Genomic DNA, 18,092 nt, shown 5'->3' with positions numbered 1-18,092 from the left:
GACGAATTGCATAGATTGTTGGGGCGAATTGGTTCGCATCCAATGGCTTGATAACAAATTAATGAATAGGAAACGGAAGCCATGAACGACAGAACCCTATACCGACTTGCTGACTCCACTGCAGTAGAAGCGCTGGTTGATCACTGGGTTGCCTGGCCGCACACTTTTTCGCCGGTCCCCTACAGCCTGCATATGCTGAATTATCAGAAGAAGAACCTGACCTCGTACCTGCAAAATCCGGAAATTCATCTTAAATCCAGCGCTAATCCAAAACTGCTGGGTGGTCCTTTTGTGAACGTACCGCTCGACAGAGTGGCCGACATTGCGCAAATGTTGGAACGTATGGGCGGTGAGCATGCGGAAAGTCTGCAAATGGCCGAAGATCTCATCGCTTTTCAGAATTTGCTGGATCGTGAAGCTATCGGGCAAAGTCTGGAAGTTTATTACCCTCTATTGCCTCAGTCATTACGCGGTTACGTCGAATTACTCTATGACTATAACAACCGCCCGATTGTCCGCTGTATCGAGAGCCTATTTTACAAAAGCCGGCATTATAAAAAGCACCTGCAATCGTTACGGCTTTTTACCCAAACCCACGACAGAGTCCGTGCGTATTATATGAGTACGCCACGCCTGCCCGATGACGATAGCGTATCTTGGCAGATTCCGTTTGCCGAGTCGGCCGTCGACGAATTATTCAAACTGGATAGTCAGCCTCAATCCCTGGGCTATATCCGGGAGGTTCTGGGTTTGGACGCTTGCGACGAAGATAAACTGATCCGTTTATTAACCGAGCAATCGGCGCGCACTGCCGAACCCTGGCAGGGTCCAGGTCCGCGCCTCCGATATCTTGGTCATGCCGGCGTTTTAATCGAAACCGCTGGTATTGCCGTGCTGATTGATCCCTTCATTGCTGTAAAACCCAGTCAGGGTGGAATAGACCGTTATAGTTTTCAAGATTTGCCGGCACATATCGATTACGTGCTAATTACTCATGTTCATCACGACCATTATGTCTTCGAAACCCTATTACGGTTACGGCACAAAATTGGTTGCCTAGTTGTACCTAAAAGTTCGGGCATTTTTTATGCCGATATCTCGATGAAACTGTTGGCCAGAGAATTGGGTTTTCAGCAGGTCGTTGAAGTTGATCCGTTAGACAGCATCTCGTTTACCGGTGGTGAGATCGTCGCGGTACCTTTCCTGGGCGAACACAATGATTTGCCTTTTGCGAAAAGCGCGTATTTAGTTCGCGCCGGGAACCGGAAATTGTTGTTTGCTGCCGATTCGAACTGCCTGGATAAGCACATGTACCAGAATCTATGTGCTGAATATGGATCTATCGACACGGTGTTTTTAGGCATGGAATGCATTGGCGCACCGCTCTCCTGGGTTTACGGCGCTTTATTACCTAAGCTGCCGGATCACAAGCACTGTCAGGCCAGACGCTCCAACGGCAGCAATGCCGAAGGCGCATTGCAATTACTGGAAGCCGTCGGCGCCAATCGCGTCTACGTCTACGCCATTGGTCGCGAGCCGTGGCTGCAATATTTCATGGCGCTGGAGCCGGAAGACGACGATGCCTACATTCGCGAAATCAACAAAATGTTAACGGTTTGTCATGAGCGTGGCTTTAGCGATGCCCGGCGTCTATATGGATGCGACGAGATTTTTCTAGGCCAGGATTAAGTCGGCTCTCTTTTATCAACTTAAGGATTCGACAAGACATGACGATCTCAACCGCTAACCCTGTTTCCGTAACAACTGATCGCTCGCGTTTGATTGCCCGCCTCGGGCAGAATACCACGGCTGACTCGATAGCGAAGCGCGCAGCTGGTGAAACGGCGCCTTTATCCTATTCGCAAGAGCGGCTATGGATTATGTCGCAATTGGAGCCGGACAATCCGATTTATAACGTTGCCGGAGCCGTGCGGCTTGATGGCGCTTTACGCGGCGAGCTGTTGGCGCAAGCCTTGAGCGAAGTGGTCCGGCGCCACGAAATTTTGCGCAGTCGTTTTTTGGCGTTGGAAGGGGGGCCCGGCCAGCAAGTCGAAACCGAAGCGCAATTGCCGCTGGAAGATTGGGATTTGTCGGCGTTGGCGGAAAACGAAAAAATGCCGGCTTTCGAGACGCGGGCGCAAGACTTCATTCGCCGCCCGTTCCGGCTAGACCTGCAGCCGCCGCTTCGGGGAGCATGGGTTGACTTGGGCGGCGAGCGGCATATTCTGTTGCTGGTCTTACACCATATGGTGTCCGATCGTTGGTCGGTCGCGGTGTTGATGCAAGAAGTCGCGACCCTTTACCAAGCCTTCGCCGAAGGCCGGCCGTCGCCTTTACCGGAACTGGCGATTCAATACGCCGATTATTGCGTTTGGCAACGCGGCCGCGACGCGCAACGGCAAAGCCAATTGGAATATTGGACGGCCAAGTTGGCCGGCGCGCCGCCGCTGCTGGAATTGCCCTTGGACCGTCCGCGGCCGCCGCAGCCTAGTTACAGCGGCGAAGTTTATCGCTTCGAATTAAGCGAGGATTTGAGCCGGCAAGTCAAGCAATTGGCCGGGCAACACAAGGCCACATTGTTCATGGTCATGGCGGCGGCGTTTTCGGCGCTGTTGCACCGCTATTCCGGCAGCCGGGATTTTTGCATCGGCTATCCGGTGGCCGGCCGCAATCGTAGCCAGGTTGCCAGTTTGATCGGTTTTTTCGTCAATACCTTGGTCTTGCGTTGCCGGGTCGACGACGAAATCTCTTTCGCCGACTGCTTGGCTCAGCTTCGCGAGCAAGCCTTACAGGACCAAAATCACCAAGAATTAGCTTTCGGCCAATTATTGGATGCCCTGAATCCGCCCCGCAACCCCAGCCATGCGCCCTTGTTTCAAGTGATGTTGGCGGTGCAGAACGTGCCGGCGGCGGATTTTCGGATGGGGAATTTGAATGTTTCGCCTTTGACGTTAAACAACGGCGCCGCTCAGTTCGATTTGACCTTGTTCGTCGACGAAGGGGAGGGGCGTTTAGCATGCAGTTTCGAGTATGCCAAAGACTTATTCGCCGCCGAAACGATAGAGCGGATGGCCGGGCATTTACGGGTTTTGCTGGAACAAGCGGCGGCCGAGCCGAAGCAATCCTTATGGCAATTGACGGCTTTGCCGGCCGAACAGTACCGCAGGATCGTCGAGGAATTTAACACCACGGAGCGCGATTATCGAAGCCGGCCGCGATTGGTTCATGCCTTGATCGAGTCTCAATCGGCCAAGACCCCCAACGCCGCAGCCTTACGTTTCGAGGCCGATTGCCTGAGTTATGCCGAGTTGAATGCCAAAGCCAATCGCTTGGCTCACGAGCTGATCGGGCGAGGCGTGGGGCCGGAAGTCCTGGTCGGCGTTTGTCTGGAGCGTTCGCTGGAAATGGTGGTCGCGTTGTTGGCTATCCTGAAAGCCGGCGGGGCTTACGTGCCGCTAGATCCCGATTATCCGGCCGAACGGCTGCGATTTATGCTGGCCGATTGCGAGCCAAGATTGCTGATTGGCCGGCAAAGTTTATGCGGAGCTTGGCCGGAGCCGGCGCTTGCCGGCGTTAGGAAGCTGTTGCTCGACGATGCCGATACCCAGGCCGCGATCGCTTTACGTTCCGATGTCAATCCCGATGCGGCGGCCATGGGCTTGGCGCCGGTCAATCTTGCTTACGTTATTTATACCTCCGGTTCGACTGGCCAGCCCAAAGGAGCGATGAACCAGCACGACGCGGTAGTTAACCGTTTGTTGTGGGCGCAAGACCAATATCGGCTGACGGCTGGCGATAAGGTGATGCAGAAAACGCCCTTCAGCTTCGACGTGTCGGTTTGGGAGTTTTTTCTGCCGTTATTGGCGGGCGCCGAACTGGTGCTGGCTCGCCCCAAAGGCCATCAAGAGCCCGACTATTTGCAGGACTTGATCGAAGTGGCCGGCGTGACGACCTTGCATTTCGTGCCGTCTATGCTGCAGGCCTTTTTGCCCGGTTTGGATGCGGCAAAATGCCGTTCCTTGCGGCAAGTGCTATGCAGCGGCGAAGCCTTACCGGCGGCTTTGACAGCAAGGTTTCACGAAGCCTTGCCGAACGTGGCCTTACATAATCTGTACGGGCCGACCGAGGCGGCGGTCGACGTGACGGCCTGGCCGTGCCAACAAGACGATGGCGCTACGCCGCCTATCGGCCGGCCGATTGCCAATACTCGGTTATACATTCTCGATTCCGCGTTGCAGCCTGTGCCGTTGGGGGTTATCGGCGAAATTTATATCGGCGGCATTGCGGTCGGTCGCGGTTATTGCCGCAAGCCGGCCTTGAGCGCCGAGCGTTTTCTACCCGATCCGTTTGCAGAAGGGGCGCGGCTTTATAAGACCGGCGATTTGGGGCGCTGGCGCGCCGACGGCGGCATCGATTATCTAGGCCGCAACGATTTTCAAGTCAAGTTGCGCGGTTTTCGCATCGAATTAGGGGAGATCGAAAGCCGTTTGGCAGCCTGTGACGGCGTCGGCGAGGCGGTCGTGGTAGCCCGTGGCGATCGTTTAGGCGACAAGCGTTTGGTGGCTTATTTGACCAGCCGTTCCGGCGGCGAATTATCGCTTGGCAAATTGCGCCAGCAGTTGGCGGCCGATTTGCCCGATTACATGTTGCCGGCGGCCTTCGTGCTGTTGCCTTCCTTGCCGTTGAACGCCAATGGCAAGCTCGATAGAAGCGCTTTACCGGCACCGGACACGGAGACTGTATTAGGCCGGGAATACCAAGCGCCGCAAGGCGAGGCGGAAGCGGCTTTGGCCGAAATTTGGCAAGACTTGTTGGAACTCGAGCGTGTTGGCCGTAACGATCATTTTTTCGAATTAGGCGGCCATTCCTTGTTGGCCTTAACGCTAGTCGAGCGCCTGCGGCAACGAGGTTGGAATTTGCCGGCCCGCGAGGTATTCGCCCGGCCGCTATTGGCGGATCTGGCGGCAGCGATCGCCGAGGATGAGGCGACCGACTGGATACCGCCGAATCTTATTTCCGATGCTTTTTCATTATCCGCTAATACGCCGACGGAGGAATTCCGGCTATGAGTTTGAACGCTGTTTTTTCGCTGCTGAAATCCCGGAATATCGCCTTATTGGAAGAAGAAGGCGAACTGGTGATACGGGCCCCGCAGGGGGCGATGGACGAAGACTTGCTGGCGCGGTTGAAACTACATAAGCAGGGTTTGCTGACTGCCTTGCGTAACGGCCGAGATGTATCGATTACGCCGCAAATGCTGACCCTGGTCGAATTAAGCCAGGAAGAAATCGATGCCATCGTCGCAAACGTCGACGGCGGTGCCGCCAATATTCAAGATATTTATCCCTTGGCGCCGTTACAGGAAGGTATCTTGTTTCATCATTTGCTGGAAAGCCAAGGCGATCCTTACGTTACGCGGACCCAAATCGTCTTCGAAAATCGGCGCTATTTGGATCATTTTCTCGCGGCCTTGCAAACCGTGATAGAGCGGCACGATATTTTACGCAGCGCTATGCATTGGCAAGGCTTGCGGCAGCCGGTGCAGGTCGTGCAGCGCCGGGCGAAATTGCCGGTACACGACTTATACGGCGGCGACGCAGAAGCCCGTTTGTCGGCGACAACGGACCCCAGACAGTGCCGGATGAATTTGCAACAAGCGCCTTTATTGCAGGTTTACATCGCCGCCGAGCAGGACGGTTTGGGTTGGCGTTTGGTGTTACTGAATCATCACTTGATCGACGACAACTATACCTTACAGTTGGTGTTGTCGGAAATTCGCTTGTTGCTGGCCGGGCGCGGCGACGAGTTGCGGGCGCCTTTGCCGTATCGCAATTTTATCGCCAGGATGCGCCGCACTTCGCAGGCCGAACACGAGGCTTATTTTCGAGAGCAACTGAGCGACGTTTATGAGACTACTGCGCCGTTCGGTTTATTGAACGTGCAAGGCGACGGCGGTAAAGTCGAAGAAGCGACCTTGCGCTTGGACACGGAATTATCGCGGCGGATACGCGATACGGCGCGCAGTTGCAGCGTTAGTCCGGCCGGTTTGCTGCATGCCGCTTGGGCGGTGGTGATGGGGCGTTGCAGCGGCCGCGACGACGTAGTGTTCGGTACGGTTTTGTCGGGGCGTTTGCACGGCGGTGCCGGCGCCGAGCGTGCGGTGGGAATGTTCATCAATACCTTGCCGATCCGCGTGCCGTTAGGGCGGCACGCTTGCCGCGAGGTGGTTGCGTTGACGCATCGGCGCTTGAATAGCTTATTGGCTCACGAACAAGCCTCGTTGGCGACGGCGCAACGCTGTAGCGGCGTGCCGTCCGGCACGCCGCTGTTTACGACCTTGATCAATTATCGGCATGCGGCCATCGTCGAGGCGGACGATAAGGCCTTGATGGCCTGGGAGGGGGCGCGGGTCTTGTTCAGCGAGGAGCGCAGCAATTATCCGTTGACGCTGGCGATCGACGATTTCGGCGATGATTTCGCATTGACCGTGCAAGCGGCGCCGGGAATCGATCCTTTGCGTATCGCCGACTATATGAGAACCGTTGCCGAGGGTTTGGACGATGCTTTACGCCACGATCCCGATAAAACGGTTGCCGAAATCGCCATGTTATCCGCGGCCGAGAAGCGGCGATTATTGTTCGATTGGAACGCGACCGAAGTCGACTACCCTGAGTCGTCTTGCTTACAGGCCTTATTCGAAGCTCAAGTCGAGAAAACGCCGAACGCCGTTGCATTGAGCTTCGAAGACAACAGTCTGACTTACGCCGAACTGAATGCTAAAGCCAATCAACTAGCGCATTATTTGATCGAGCACGGCGTCGGCCCGGACGTGCTGGTGGGTATCTGCATCGAGCGTTCGTTGGAGATGGTGATCGGCCTGCTGGGCGTCTTGAAGGCAGGCGGCGCTTACGTGCCGCTCGATCCTCACTATCCCGAAGAACGGCTGCGTTACATGCTGGACGACGCCAGTGTCAGCCTGCTGTTGACCCGTTCCGGTTTGGCGGAGTTAACGGATTTCGATCGGCAACGCAGTTTTTATTTGGACGCCGATTGGCTGCAGGCGGCGTTTTACCCGGCACACAATCCCGCCGTTCGCAACCGGTCGCAGGACTTGGCCTACATCATCTACACCTCGGGCTCGACCGGCCAGCCCAAAGGTGTGGCGGTGGCGCACGGCAATGCGCTGCATTCGACCCAAGCGCGGTTTGCTTATTATGCCGATCCGGTTCGGGCCTATCTGTTGCTGTCGTCGTTCGCCTTCGACAGCTCGGTGGCCGGCATCTTCTGGACGCTGGGGCAGGGCGGTTGTTTGTGTTTGCCGAGCGAGGAGGCGGGTAAAGACCCTGCGGCTTTGGCCGCTTTGATCGAACGCCAGCGGGTTTCGCATCTGTTGGCCTTGCCGTCGCTGTACGGCTTGTTGCTCGAACAAGCCCCCGAACGAATGAGTAGCCTAAAGGCCGCCATCGTCGCCGGCGAAGCCTGCGCCACCGAAGTCGTTAAGCGTCATTTCGCTATTTTGCCGGTAGTCAAACTCTACAACGAATACGGCCCGACCGAGGGCACGGTGTGGAGCAGCGTTTACCAAGTCGGTTTGGACGACCTCGATCGGACGTTGGCGATCGGTAGGCCGGTCGCCAACGTCCGCCTGTATATTCTGGACAAATCGCTCAATCCGCTGGCGGTCGGCGTCGCCGGCGAACTTTACATCGGCGGCGCCGGCATCGTGCGCGGCTATCTGAACCGCCCCGAGCTGACGGCCGAACGTTTTATCCCCGATCCCTTCCTGGCCGACGGCGGCCGTTTATACCGAACCGGCGACTTGGCTCGCTACCGGGCCGACGGGGCGATCGAGTTTTTGGGGCGCATCGATCACCAGGTAAAGATTCGCGGTTTCAGGATAGAACTCGGAGAAATCGAAGCCGAGCTGCTGAAACAGCCGGCGGTCAAAGAGGTGGTGGTCGTGGCGCGCGAAGAGCAACCCGGCGACAAACGCTTGGTGGCTTATCTGGTGGAAGATCAGCATGGCACCTTGGTCATCGACGAATTGAAAGTCCAACTCAAACAAGCTTTGCCGAACTACATGGTGCCCAGTGCCTTCGTGGTGTTGGAGGAGATGCCGCTTTCTGCCAACGGCAAATTGGACAGGAAAAAACTGCCGGCCCCGGACATCGGCGAACAATTGAAAAAGCCATACGTCGCGCCGCGCACCGAAACCGAAACCCTGTTGGCCGAAATTTGGCGGGAAGTGTTGGGCGTGGAAAAAGTCGGGGTCGAAGACGATTTCTTTGAATTGGGCGGGCATTCGTTGTTGGCGACCCAGCTGGCGTCGCGGGTGGCTAAATGCTTTTCGATCGATTTGCCGCTGCGCAGCGTGTTCGAGGCCGGCAACGTCGCTACGTTGGCGGAAATAATCGACGACGAAAAACGCGCTCATCCGGGCGTCGCAATGAATGAGGACAAATTTACCATCGCGGCGGCCATGCGTTCGGCGCCCATCCCATTGTCCTTCGCCCAGCAAAGGCTATGGTTTCTGGATCAACTGGAGCCTGACAGTCCGCTCTACAACATTCCGGTGGCGTTGCGTTTGTCCGGCCGTTTGGATCTTGCCGCCTTGAGGCAAAGTTTTAGCGAGATCGTTCGTCGCCACGAAGTATTGCGGACGATATTCGAGACGAGCGAGGACGGCGAGCCGGTGCAAAAAATATTGCCGAGTTTGACGCTCGAGATCGACAGTGTGGATTTGACCTCTACCGACCGGCCCTGCGTTTGGCAGGCGCTGTGCCGCGACGAAGCCGCCAAGCCTTTCGATTTGCGCCGGGGGCCGTTGATTCGGGCCGGCTTGCTGATGCTGGACGACAGCGGCGACAGCCAGGACGCCATCCTGATGCTGACCGTGCATCACATCGTCTCGGACGGTTGGTCTTCGGCGGTCTTGGTCAAAGAGTTTGCCGCGCTGTACCGGGCTTTTGCGCGGCATCAAGCCTCGCCGCTGGCCGAATTGCCGATCCAATACGCCGATTTCGCCTGCTGGCAACGCCATTGGCTGAGCGGCGAGGAATTGGATAGGCAAATAGGCTACTGGCGCGAGCGCTTGCAAGGCGCGTCCGGTGTCTTGGAGCTGCCAACCGACCGGCCAAGGCCGGCGCTGAAGACTTACCGGGGCGCTCATTTCGGTTTCGAAATCCCGCCGGCATTGGCTTTGCCAGCCAGAGCCGTGAGCAATCGATACAACGTTAGCTTGTTCATGCTCTTGCTCTCGGTATTCAAACTCTTGTTGAGCCGCCATAGCGGCCAGACCGACCTCTGCGTCGGCACCCCGTTCGCCAACCGTAACCGCCAGGAAATCGAAGATTTGATCGGTTTCTTCGTCAACACCCTGGTGTTGCGTAGCGACTTATCGGCCAATCCGCCCTTTGCCGAGCTGTTGGAGCAAATCAGGGCGACGGTATTGGACGCGCAAAATCACCAGGATTTGCCGTTCGAAAAGCTGGTCGAAGCCTTGCAACCTACGCGCGATCCCAGCCGCAGTCCGTTGTTCCAAGTCATGTTCGTGCTGCAAAACCGCGACAACCTGACCTTGAGTTTGCCTGATGTGGAGGTCGCCGTGCTCGAAGACGACAGTCGAACCGCCAAGTTCGATCTGACCCTGCACATCCAGGACTGGCCGGACGGTCGCTTGGGCGGCAGCTTCGAATACAACAACGATTTGTTCGACGCCGAGACGATGGCAAGATTGGCGCGGCATTACTTGATACTGTTGCAAGCGGCGCTCGAGTGTCCGCAAACGCGGATTTTTGAATTGCCGTTGCTGACCGATGGCGAAAAACGGCAACTTTTGCAAGAGTGGAACGCTACCGAAGTAGAGTATCCGCAAGGCCGTTGCATTCACCAGTTGTTTGAGGCTCAAGTCGAGAAAACGCCGGATGCCGTTGCATTGAGCTTCGAAGATAGCAGCCTGACTTATGCCGAACTGAACGTCAAAGCCAATCAGCTGGCGCACGCTCTAATCGATCGGGGCGTCGGCCCGGATGTGTTGGTGGGTATCTGCATCGAGCGTTCGTTGGAAATGGTGATCGGTCTGCTGGGCATTTTGAAGGCCGGCGGGGCTTACGTGCCGCTCGATCCTCACTATCCCGAGGAACGGCTGCGTTACATGCTGGACGACGCCGGCGTTAGCCTGCTGTTGACTCGGCAAGGCTTGACGGAGATGTTGGCGGGGAATAATCGAGGCGTAGGGTACGCACCGCGTGCCTTGGCTGAACCCGGTGTTGGCGCCGGACCGGTACGCGGTGCGTACCCTACGGACGACGTCGGCCGGCGCCCTCTCCCTCTCCCAGCGGGAGAGGGCCGGGGTGAGGGGGCATTAAAAACGCTATGTCTGGACAGCGATTGGCCGGCCATCGCCCCATGTCCTGAGCATAACCCCGAACCGTGCAACCACCCGCTGGATTTGGCCTACATCATCTACACCTCGGGCTCGACCGGCCAGCCCAAAGGTGTGGCGGTGGCGCACGGCAATGCGCTGCATTCGACCCAAGCGCGGTTTGCTTATTATGCCGATCCGGTTCGGGCCTATCTGTTGCTGTCGTCGTTCGCCTTCGACAGCTCGGTGGCCGGCATCTTCTGGACGCTGGGGCAGGGCGGTTGTTTGTGTTTGCCGAGCGAGGAGGCGGGTAAAGACCCTGCGGCTTTGGCCGCTTTGATCGAACGCCAGCGGGTTTCGCATCTGTTGGCCTTGCCGTCGCTGTATACTTTGTTATTAGAGCAAGCGTCCGAAAAATTGAAGAGCCTGAAGGCCGCCATCGTCGCCGGCGAAGCCTGCGCGACCGAGGTGGTCAAGCGTCATTTCGCCGCTCTGCCGGCCGTCAAACTCTACAACGAATACGGCCCGACCGAAGCCACGGTGTGGAGCAGCGTCTATCAAGCGAGTTTGGACGACCTCGACCGGCCGCTGGCCATAGGCCGGCCTATCGGCAACGTCCGTCTCTATATCCTCGACAGCTACCTAAATCCGGCGCCGGTCGGTGTGGCCGGCGAGTTATATATCGGCGGCGCCGGCATCGTGCGGGGTTATCTGAACCGTCCCGCCTTGAGCGCCGAACGCTTCATTCCCGATCCGTTCCAAGCCGGCGGCGGCCGCTTGTACAAAACCGGCGACTTGGCCCGTTACCGGGCCGACGGCGCGATCGAGTTTTTGGGCCGCATCGATCACCAAGTCAAAATTCGCGGTTTTAGGATAGAGCTGGGCGAGATCGAGGCTCGGTTGCTGCAACACCCGGACGTCAAGGAAGCTGCTGTGTTGGCGAGGGAAGATCAACCGGGCGACAAACGACTGGTGGCCTATTTGGTGGAAGACCAGCTTGGAACCTTGGTCATCGATGAATTGAAAGTTCAACTCAAACAAACTTTGCCGGACTACATGGTGCCCAGTGCCTTCGTGATGTTGGACGAGATGCCGCTTTCTGCCAACGGCAAATTGGACAGGAAAAAACTGCCGGCCCCGGACATCGGCGAACAATTGAGAAAACAATACGTCGCGCCGCGCACCGAAACCGAAACCCTGTTGGCCGAAATTTGGCGGGAAGTGTTGGGCGTGGAAAAAGTCGGCGTCGAAGACGATTTCTTCGAACTGGGCGGGCATTCGCTGCTGGCGACGCAGTTGGCCTTTGCCGTTCAAAATAGGTTGCGACTGCCATTTCCGGTCAAAGCCGTGTTCGAAAAACCGACCGTAGCGGAGCAAGCCGGCTGGTTAAGCGGCGAGGCTGACGAAGAAAGTCTCGATCTGCAGGTCGAAGCTGGGCTGGGTAGCGATATTCTGCCCTTGCCGGCCAAACCGGCCGAGCTTGGGCAATCTCGCGCTCTGCTGCTGACCGGAGCGACCGGATTTCTCGGCGCATTTTTGTTGGCCGATTTATTGGAACAAACCCAGGCCCATGTTTATTGCCTGATCCGCGCCGCCGACGAAGCGCAGGCCTTTAGCCGACTGGAAAAGCAATTGGCACGTTATGACTTACTCGAGCGCATTGATTGGCGGCGAGTGATTCCTGTGTGTGGGGATTTGGCGTCCGAATGCCTGGGGCTTAGCGAAGATCGTTACCGAGAAATCGCCGCCGGCGTCGATGCGATCTTCCACAACGGTGCATTGGTCAATTTCGTTCAGCCCTACCGGGCCTTGAAGGCCGCCAACGTGTCCGGCAGCGTCGAAGTCTTGCGTTTGGCGGCGACGGAGCGGCCGAAAGCGATTCATTACGTTTCTACCTTGTCGGTATTCGCCGGCAATCCCTCGAATCCGCAAGGTTTTACGGAAACAGACGAACCACGACTTAGCGACGCATTGGTCGGCGGTTACGCGCAAAGCAAATGGGTGGCGGAGGCCATATTGCGCAAGGCAAGCCTGCGAGGCTTTCAGGTAGCCGTCTACCGGCCGGCGACGGTTGCCGGCGACAGCCGTAACGGCGTCTGGAATACCGACGATTTTTTATGCCGCGTCTTCAAGGGCTGCATACAGATGGGCCTGGCGCCGGAAGTCGACAGCCGTTTGGACATGGCGCCGGTGGATTTCGTCAGCGGGGCGATCGTGGCCTTGGCGCAAGAAACTGATGTTGCCGGCGGCGTTTTTCATTTGAATCATCCCCATCCGCCAACCGCAAATGCCTGGTTCGATTGGTTTATTGCCGCCGGTTTTCCGTTGTGCAAGGTATCGACTCGGCAATGGCGGGCGGCAACGCTCGCCGCCGCGGAAACGATAGCCGATTTTGCGTTGGCGCCGTTGCTGACGCTCTTTGCCGAGGAGGCGGAGCCGGACGGGGCAGCGGATAGTGACGAAGCCGCAGGCTACGACTGCTCGGCAACGCAACGCAGGCTTGCGGCGCGAGGCATGGCTTACCAACCCATTGAAGATACCTTGCTGGCGCGTTACCGCGACTATTTTGTACGTAGCGGATGGATAGACGCCGGCAAGATCGAAAAAAACGGCGAATGACGATGGGGAGAACCGGGTGTGCAGTCGTCTTCCGAGTGTAAAGCGAATGCAACAGCCTGGGCTTCGGGTGGACGCTTTGTAATTCATTCTTTAACCATCGGATCAAATCATGAGTCATTCAGGAAAGCATTGCGATTTCAAGGCTAGCCGGCAACAAAAGGGAAATAGGCCGCGGCATGCCTTGAAGGCGGTTGCGCTGTTGTGCGCGATGGCGGCTTCGAGCGGGGCGATTGCGGAAAATGCCGGCAGCGGCGAGGTTTACAAGTTCAATATCTCCGCCGGCGACATGTCCGCGTCGCTGAACAAATTGGCGGAAACCGCCAACGTAGAGCTCAGCTATCCGGCCGCGATGGCGAGCGATATGAAATCCAATGGCCTGAAGGGCAATTACACGGTCGAGCAGGCGTTGCAACAACTGTTGAAAGGCAGCGGACTGAATTACCGGGTGGCCGGTGGGAATTCGATTACCGTGGAGAAGGTGGCTGTGGCGCAAGCGAACGATGCGACGACGATGGCGGCGGTGACGGTGACAGGGGCTAGGCCGGGATACGATGCGGCCGATCCTTACACCAAAGATTATGCGGTTCCCAGTTCCAGCGCCGCCAGTAAGACGGAAATGGCATTGATGGAAACGCCGGTCAATATCCAGATTGTGCCTCGCACCATCATGGATGACCAGCAAGATATCGAAATCACGGAAGCTTTAAGTAGGAATGTCAGCGGCGTACAAAGAAGCCCTGACTATGGGGATCTTTACGAAAACTTTAATATCCGGGGATTCAGCACCAATTTTTCCACCTATCGTAATGGGTTGCGGCGTTATACCAACTATTCCGATCCTGCGAACATCGAGCAAGTAGAGGTTATTAAAGGCCCGGCAGCGGTGCTTTACGGGCAAATTCAACCCGGCGGCATGGTCAACGTCGTCACCAAACAAGCTCTGGATAAACCCTATTACTCTCTGCAGCAACAGTTCGGCAATTATGATCAATACCGTACGACGGCTGCGGCCACCGGCCCCATCGACGACGCTAAGACACTGAAATATCGGTTCGACGCGTCCTACCAGGATTTAAGCTCGTTCAAGAAATACGTGGGGGACGAGCGGGTATTTATCGCGCCCAAACTGAGTTGGACGCCTAATGACCGATTCGAGGCCAATGCCGAGTTGGAGTTCAAGCACGATAAACGTGTGAATGACAACGGAATACCGACGATTGGTAATCGTCCGGCGCCGGTAGCATTTAATACCTACCTTGGCGATGTGGCGAAAGGCCCCACCATGAATTCCGTGCTGACGGCATTTGATTGGTCTTACAAATTTAATAACCAATGGAAAGTGACGAACCGGTTTATGCACGAGGATTGGGATATCAATTATTTCGACCTTCAGCCTCAATATATGCTCAACGCTACAATGTTAAGGCGATTTCCAATAACTGGCGTGGCCTATCATGATACTTATGGAACCAACCTGGATTTAATTGGAAATGTCGAGTTGTTCAACACAAAACACGAATTGTTAATCGGCGGCGATTTCTCGAGAAGAACCCGAAAAGCCGATAAAAACCGATTCGCGTGTTGTAACGGGAACAACACCGGCGGAACGGTTGATATCTACAACCCGGCTTATAATACCGTTGACTTGGCCGCTATTTATTCTTCGCCTTACGACTATGCGGTGAGAGAGAAAGAAGAATGGTTTGGCGTGTATTTTCAAGATCATATTACCTTGTTTGAAAAGCTCCATATCTTGGGCGGCGGCCGCTACGATTGGGCAACTTTTGGACGAGGCTCCGATTTTGCTACGGGTAGCTATGATGTGGCGAGCGCCAATTATAAAAGCACCGACAATCAAAAGTTCAGTCCGCGGGTTGGTATTTTGTATCAGCCGATGTCATGGCTTTCTGTTTACGGTAACTATACCGAATCCCTTGGTAGTGCAAATACCGGAATGGTCTATGGGAACCAATCCATTAAGCCTGAAATTGGTGAACAATTCGAGGCCGGCTTTAAAACAGAATTTTTCGATCAGAGACTAAGCAGCACCGTATCTTTCTATCATCTGACAAAACAGAATATCCAGCTTTCTGATCCTATTCATACCGGTTTGACCGTGACAGCCGGAGAGGCTCGAAGCCAAGGAATTGAGGCCGACCTTAAGGGGCGTGTCACCGATGATTTAAATCTGATCTTAACCTATGCCTATACGGATGCCAGAATAACTAAGAATGGTGAAAATTCCGATGAGGCATTGGGGAAGCGTCTAATAAATGTGCCGGAGCATCAGGCAAGCTTATGGGGAACCTATCAATTTACTCCGGAGTTTAAAGCGGGTATCGGCGGAGTTTTAGTGGGTTCGAGAGCGGGGCAAACATGGACTGACTTAGAGTTGCCAGGTTATGCGCGAATGGACATGATGGCAGCTTATGTAAAACCGATCGGTAAAACTCGCCTAACTACACAGTTAAATATCAATAATGTGCTGGACAAAGAATATTATGCCGGTGCGACTCGACAAGGGGCAAGTAATACTATTACCGGTAATCCTATTACCGTAATGGGATCATTAAAGTTGGAATATTAATTTTAATCCATAGTGCCGAGCTTTATAGTTCAGACATTAGTTTCGAAAAGCGTATGAAGACCTATCGCAACAATATTCGAAAATTCTGGCTTAAACTGCATTTGGCGCTGGCGCTTAGCGTCGGTCTGTTGTTCGTGATTCTGGGTTTGACCGGTTCCTGCAATGTATTTTATTACGAGTTGCGGGAATGGAATCTTGCTAAGCCCATGGCTTTATCGAATCAGCAGCCTTTACCGCTGGATCATCTTCTGCAAATCGTCCAAACCGAACATCCGCAGCGCCAAGGTAGTTGGTCCTTGTTGTTGCCGGGCTACGGAGCCGATTATTTGCTGGCCGAATACCTCAATCCCGAAGAAACCCGGAGCGAAATGTTCGCGCCTCTGGAAGTATTGGTCGATCCCTACACTGGCCGCATCGCGGAGCAGAGTTTCTGGGGGCGAACCCTGCCCAGCAAGCTTTACGAGATACATGCCGCTTTAATGCTGGGGACGTTGGGCAAGGAGGCCGGCCAACTCGGCTTTAACACGGTTAGCTCGCTGGGGGCTCTATTGTTTCTATCTTGTTTGAGCGGCCTGTATTTATGGTGGCCGCGCACCGGTAAATTCAAGAAGGCATCGACTATCAAAGCGCATGCCAGCTCGGAGCGATTTTATTATGACGTACATAAAACCGCCGGATTTTATGGCTCTTTGTGTTTGCTCATTCTGGCCTTTACCGGATTTGCTTTCGGTTATGAAAATGTTTTTCGCCCCATTGTGGCATTGTTTTCGCCAGTTGCTAAAGAGCATTTGCAAGTGCCCGAATTGAAGTCGACTCGACTAAATGCACAACCGCCGATGACGGTCATGCAGGCCGTGGCTGTTGCAGACCGTATCTTTCCTGGCGCGGAATTACGCATGATCAATACGCCTGACGGCCCGGACGGCGTCTATATGGTCGCCAAGAAACAAGCCGGCGAAGCCAACCGCAAACGGCCGCGCAGCAAAGTTTGGATAGACCAATACAGCGGCAAGGTGTTGGCCGTGCAAGACCCCAACCGCTTTACTGCCGGCGAAACGTTTTTCAATTTGTTGTGGCCTCTCCATGATGGGCAGGCGTTTGGTCAGCTTGGACGCATTGTTTGGTGCATGGTTGGTTTTTTGCCATTCATTTTGTATGTCAGCGGTGTTTTGTGGTGGTTACGCAAGCGGAAGGCACAAAGAATGCGCACCAATACGACATAAGAAGCATATGTGTGGAAAGGGTTTTGGCGTTTAACTATGGAATTTAGGATGAAAAATAATAGTGCGAATCTGGCAACTACTTTTTCGGGTAGGCCGATTTTTATTTTATCGTGCGTTAGGTCAGGCTCTACTATGCTGAGGTATATTTTGGATACCAATCCTAATATTTGTAGCCCAGGACATTTAAACTTAGGTTTATTATGCTCAGGATTGTATAAGGCTTCTTATTATTCTATAGGAAGTTTGCCTGATATTAAGACTGAAGAGCAAAGGGATGTATTCGCTATTCACGAATCAAGAGCGATTATTCATCAATTGATGGATAAGTATGTGCAAGGAAAAGGAGGGAAACGCTGGTGTGAGAAATCAACAGATAATGTCGATTATGCCGGGCTTCTCGAAAAACTTTTTCCTGAAGCACAGTACATATGTCTCTATAGAAGCTGCTTGGATGTAGTCTATTCATGTATAAAGACCAGTCCCCTAGGGTTTATGGATGAGTTGTCACCCTATGTTCAGAGACAGCCTACAAACTTTGTTGCTGCAGTCATTGAAAATTGGTTGGAAAAGACAGAAAAGCTTATTCGTTTCGAGGAGAATTACCCCGATAAATCTATCAGGGTTAATTATGAGTTCTTGGTCAATAATCCTCGGGATGAATTGTATCGTTTGTTTGCTTTCTTGGGTGAAGATTGGAATAGCGAGTTGTCGAATTCTATATTCAAAGTGTCGCACGATCAAGGGCCTGGCGATAGTAAAGTCAAGTTCTCCTCTGAAATCAGAAGAGATTCTGTTGGAAATGGAGTTCAAATACCATTTACGGCAATCCCCGAAGCTTTGGTGAATAGGGTTGATGCTTTGCATCAAAAATTGGGTTATCCGGTGTTAGAAGATTTGTATCGCTATAGCTCTGACTGTGTTGGTTATGACAGTGTAGATTATGGCGGCTTATTTGAAAATCTGATTGTTAGTATTCAAAAAGTAGAAAATAAAATTACAATTCATGGGGTATGTAAGTTAATTGTTTCTGGGTTAAAAGGTCGAGTCTGGAGGATTGAAGCGAATACCGGAGAGCTTCGCTTTCTCAATGGCGATGGTCCAAGTGATTGTGTTGTTTCCACCTCATATGTAGTGTTTTGTAAATTATTGTCGAAGGAAACGTCCGTTCTAAAATCTTACGAAAATGGAGAAATAGCCGGAGATGGAAATATCAGTTTGGCTTTTGAGTTTGGGAGGTTAATTTTTGGCGGGTAAAAAATTATATGGTATAGGAGGTTTTAGGTTTTTTATTTTATGATTT

At 54.2% G+C, this 18,092-nt stretch carries 6 protein-coding genes; all 6 read left to right on the top strand.

From position 1 onward, the window contains the following. Positions 1 to 81 precede the first annotated feature (81 nt). Positions 82 to 1,689 (top strand): MBL fold metallo-hydrolase, encoded by a 1,608-nt coding sequence (locus tag ACP4CD_RS11380; RefSeq protein ID WP_168032094.1) that lies wholly within the window; start codon positions 82 to 84, stop codon positions 1,687 to 1,689. Next, complete coding sequence (locus ACP4CD_RS11375; protein WP_426994614.1) at positions 1,659 to 5,069, top strand: amino acid adenylation domain-containing protein; 3,411 nt, start codon at positions 1,659 to 1,661, stop codon at positions 5,067 to 5,069. Before ACP4CD_RS11380 ends, ACP4CD_RS11375 begins: the two co-directional genes overlap by 31 nt. Beyond that, positions 5,066 to 12,982 (top strand): amino acid adenylation domain-containing protein, encoded by a 7,917-nt coding sequence (locus ACP4CD_RS11370; protein WP_426994613.1) that lies wholly within the window; start codon positions 5,066 to 5,068, stop codon positions 12,980 to 12,982. Before ACP4CD_RS11375 ends, ACP4CD_RS11370 begins: the two co-directional genes overlap by 4 nt. A 109-nt stretch (positions 12,983 to 13,091) precedes the next feature. After that, complete coding sequence (locus ACP4CD_RS11365) at positions 13,092 to 15,569, top strand: TonB-dependent siderophore receptor (protein WP_426994612.1); 2,478 nt, start codon at positions 13,092 to 13,094, stop codon at positions 15,567 to 15,569. Positions 15,570 to 15,622: 53 nt separating this feature from the next. Continuing rightward, positions 15,623 to 16,792 (top strand): PepSY-associated TM helix domain-containing protein, encoded by a 1,170-nt coding sequence (locus tag ACP4CD_RS11360; protein ID WP_313728767.1) that lies wholly within the window; start codon positions 15,623 to 15,625, stop codon positions 16,790 to 16,792. Between the two features lie 48 nt (positions 16,793 to 16,840). After that, positions 16,841 to 18,046 carry a sulfotransferase gene (locus ACP4CD_RS11355; protein ID WP_426994611.1) on the top strand — a complete coding sequence of 402 codons (1,206 nt, stop codon included), beginning with the start codon at positions 16,841 to 16,843 and terminating at the stop codon, positions 18,044 to 18,046. Positions 18,047 to 18,092 lie beyond the last annotated feature (46 nt).

This window comes from Methylomonas stagni (genome assembly GCF_050154735.1).
GTDB classification, from domain to species: Bacteria; Pseudomonadota; Gammaproteobacteria; order Methylococcales; family Methylomonadaceae; genus Methylomonas; species Methylomonas koyamae_A.
The sequence above is the reverse complement of the archived record's forward strand: the minus strand, read 5'-3'. Positions and strand labels throughout refer to the sequence as shown.

What these genes read in the sequence shown, in the direction of transcription:
- ACP4CD_RS11380 (WP_168032094.1), top strand. Translation starts at nt 82, where the DNA reads ATGAACGACAGAACCCTATACCGACTTGCTGACTCCACTGCAGTAGAA.
- ACP4CD_RS11375 (WP_426994614.1), top strand. Translation starts at nt 1,659, where the DNA reads ATGCGACGAGATTTTTCTAGGCCAGGATTAAGTCGGCTCTCTTTTATC.
- ACP4CD_RS11370 (WP_426994613.1), top strand. Translation starts at nt 5,066, where the DNA reads ATGAGTTTGAACGCTGTTTTTTCGCTGCTGAAATCCCGGAATATCGCC.
- ACP4CD_RS11365 (WP_426994612.1), top strand. Translation starts at nt 13,092, where the DNA reads ATGAGTCATTCAGGAAAGCATTGCGATTTCAAGGCTAGCCGGCAACAA.
- ACP4CD_RS11360 (WP_313728767.1), top strand. Translation starts at nt 15,623, where the DNA reads ATGAAGACCTATCGCAACAATATTCGAAAATTCTGGCTTAAACTGCAT.
- ACP4CD_RS11355 (WP_426994611.1), top strand. Translation starts at nt 16,841, where the DNA reads ATGAAAAATAATAGTGCGAATCTGGCAACTACTTTTTCGGGTAGGCCG.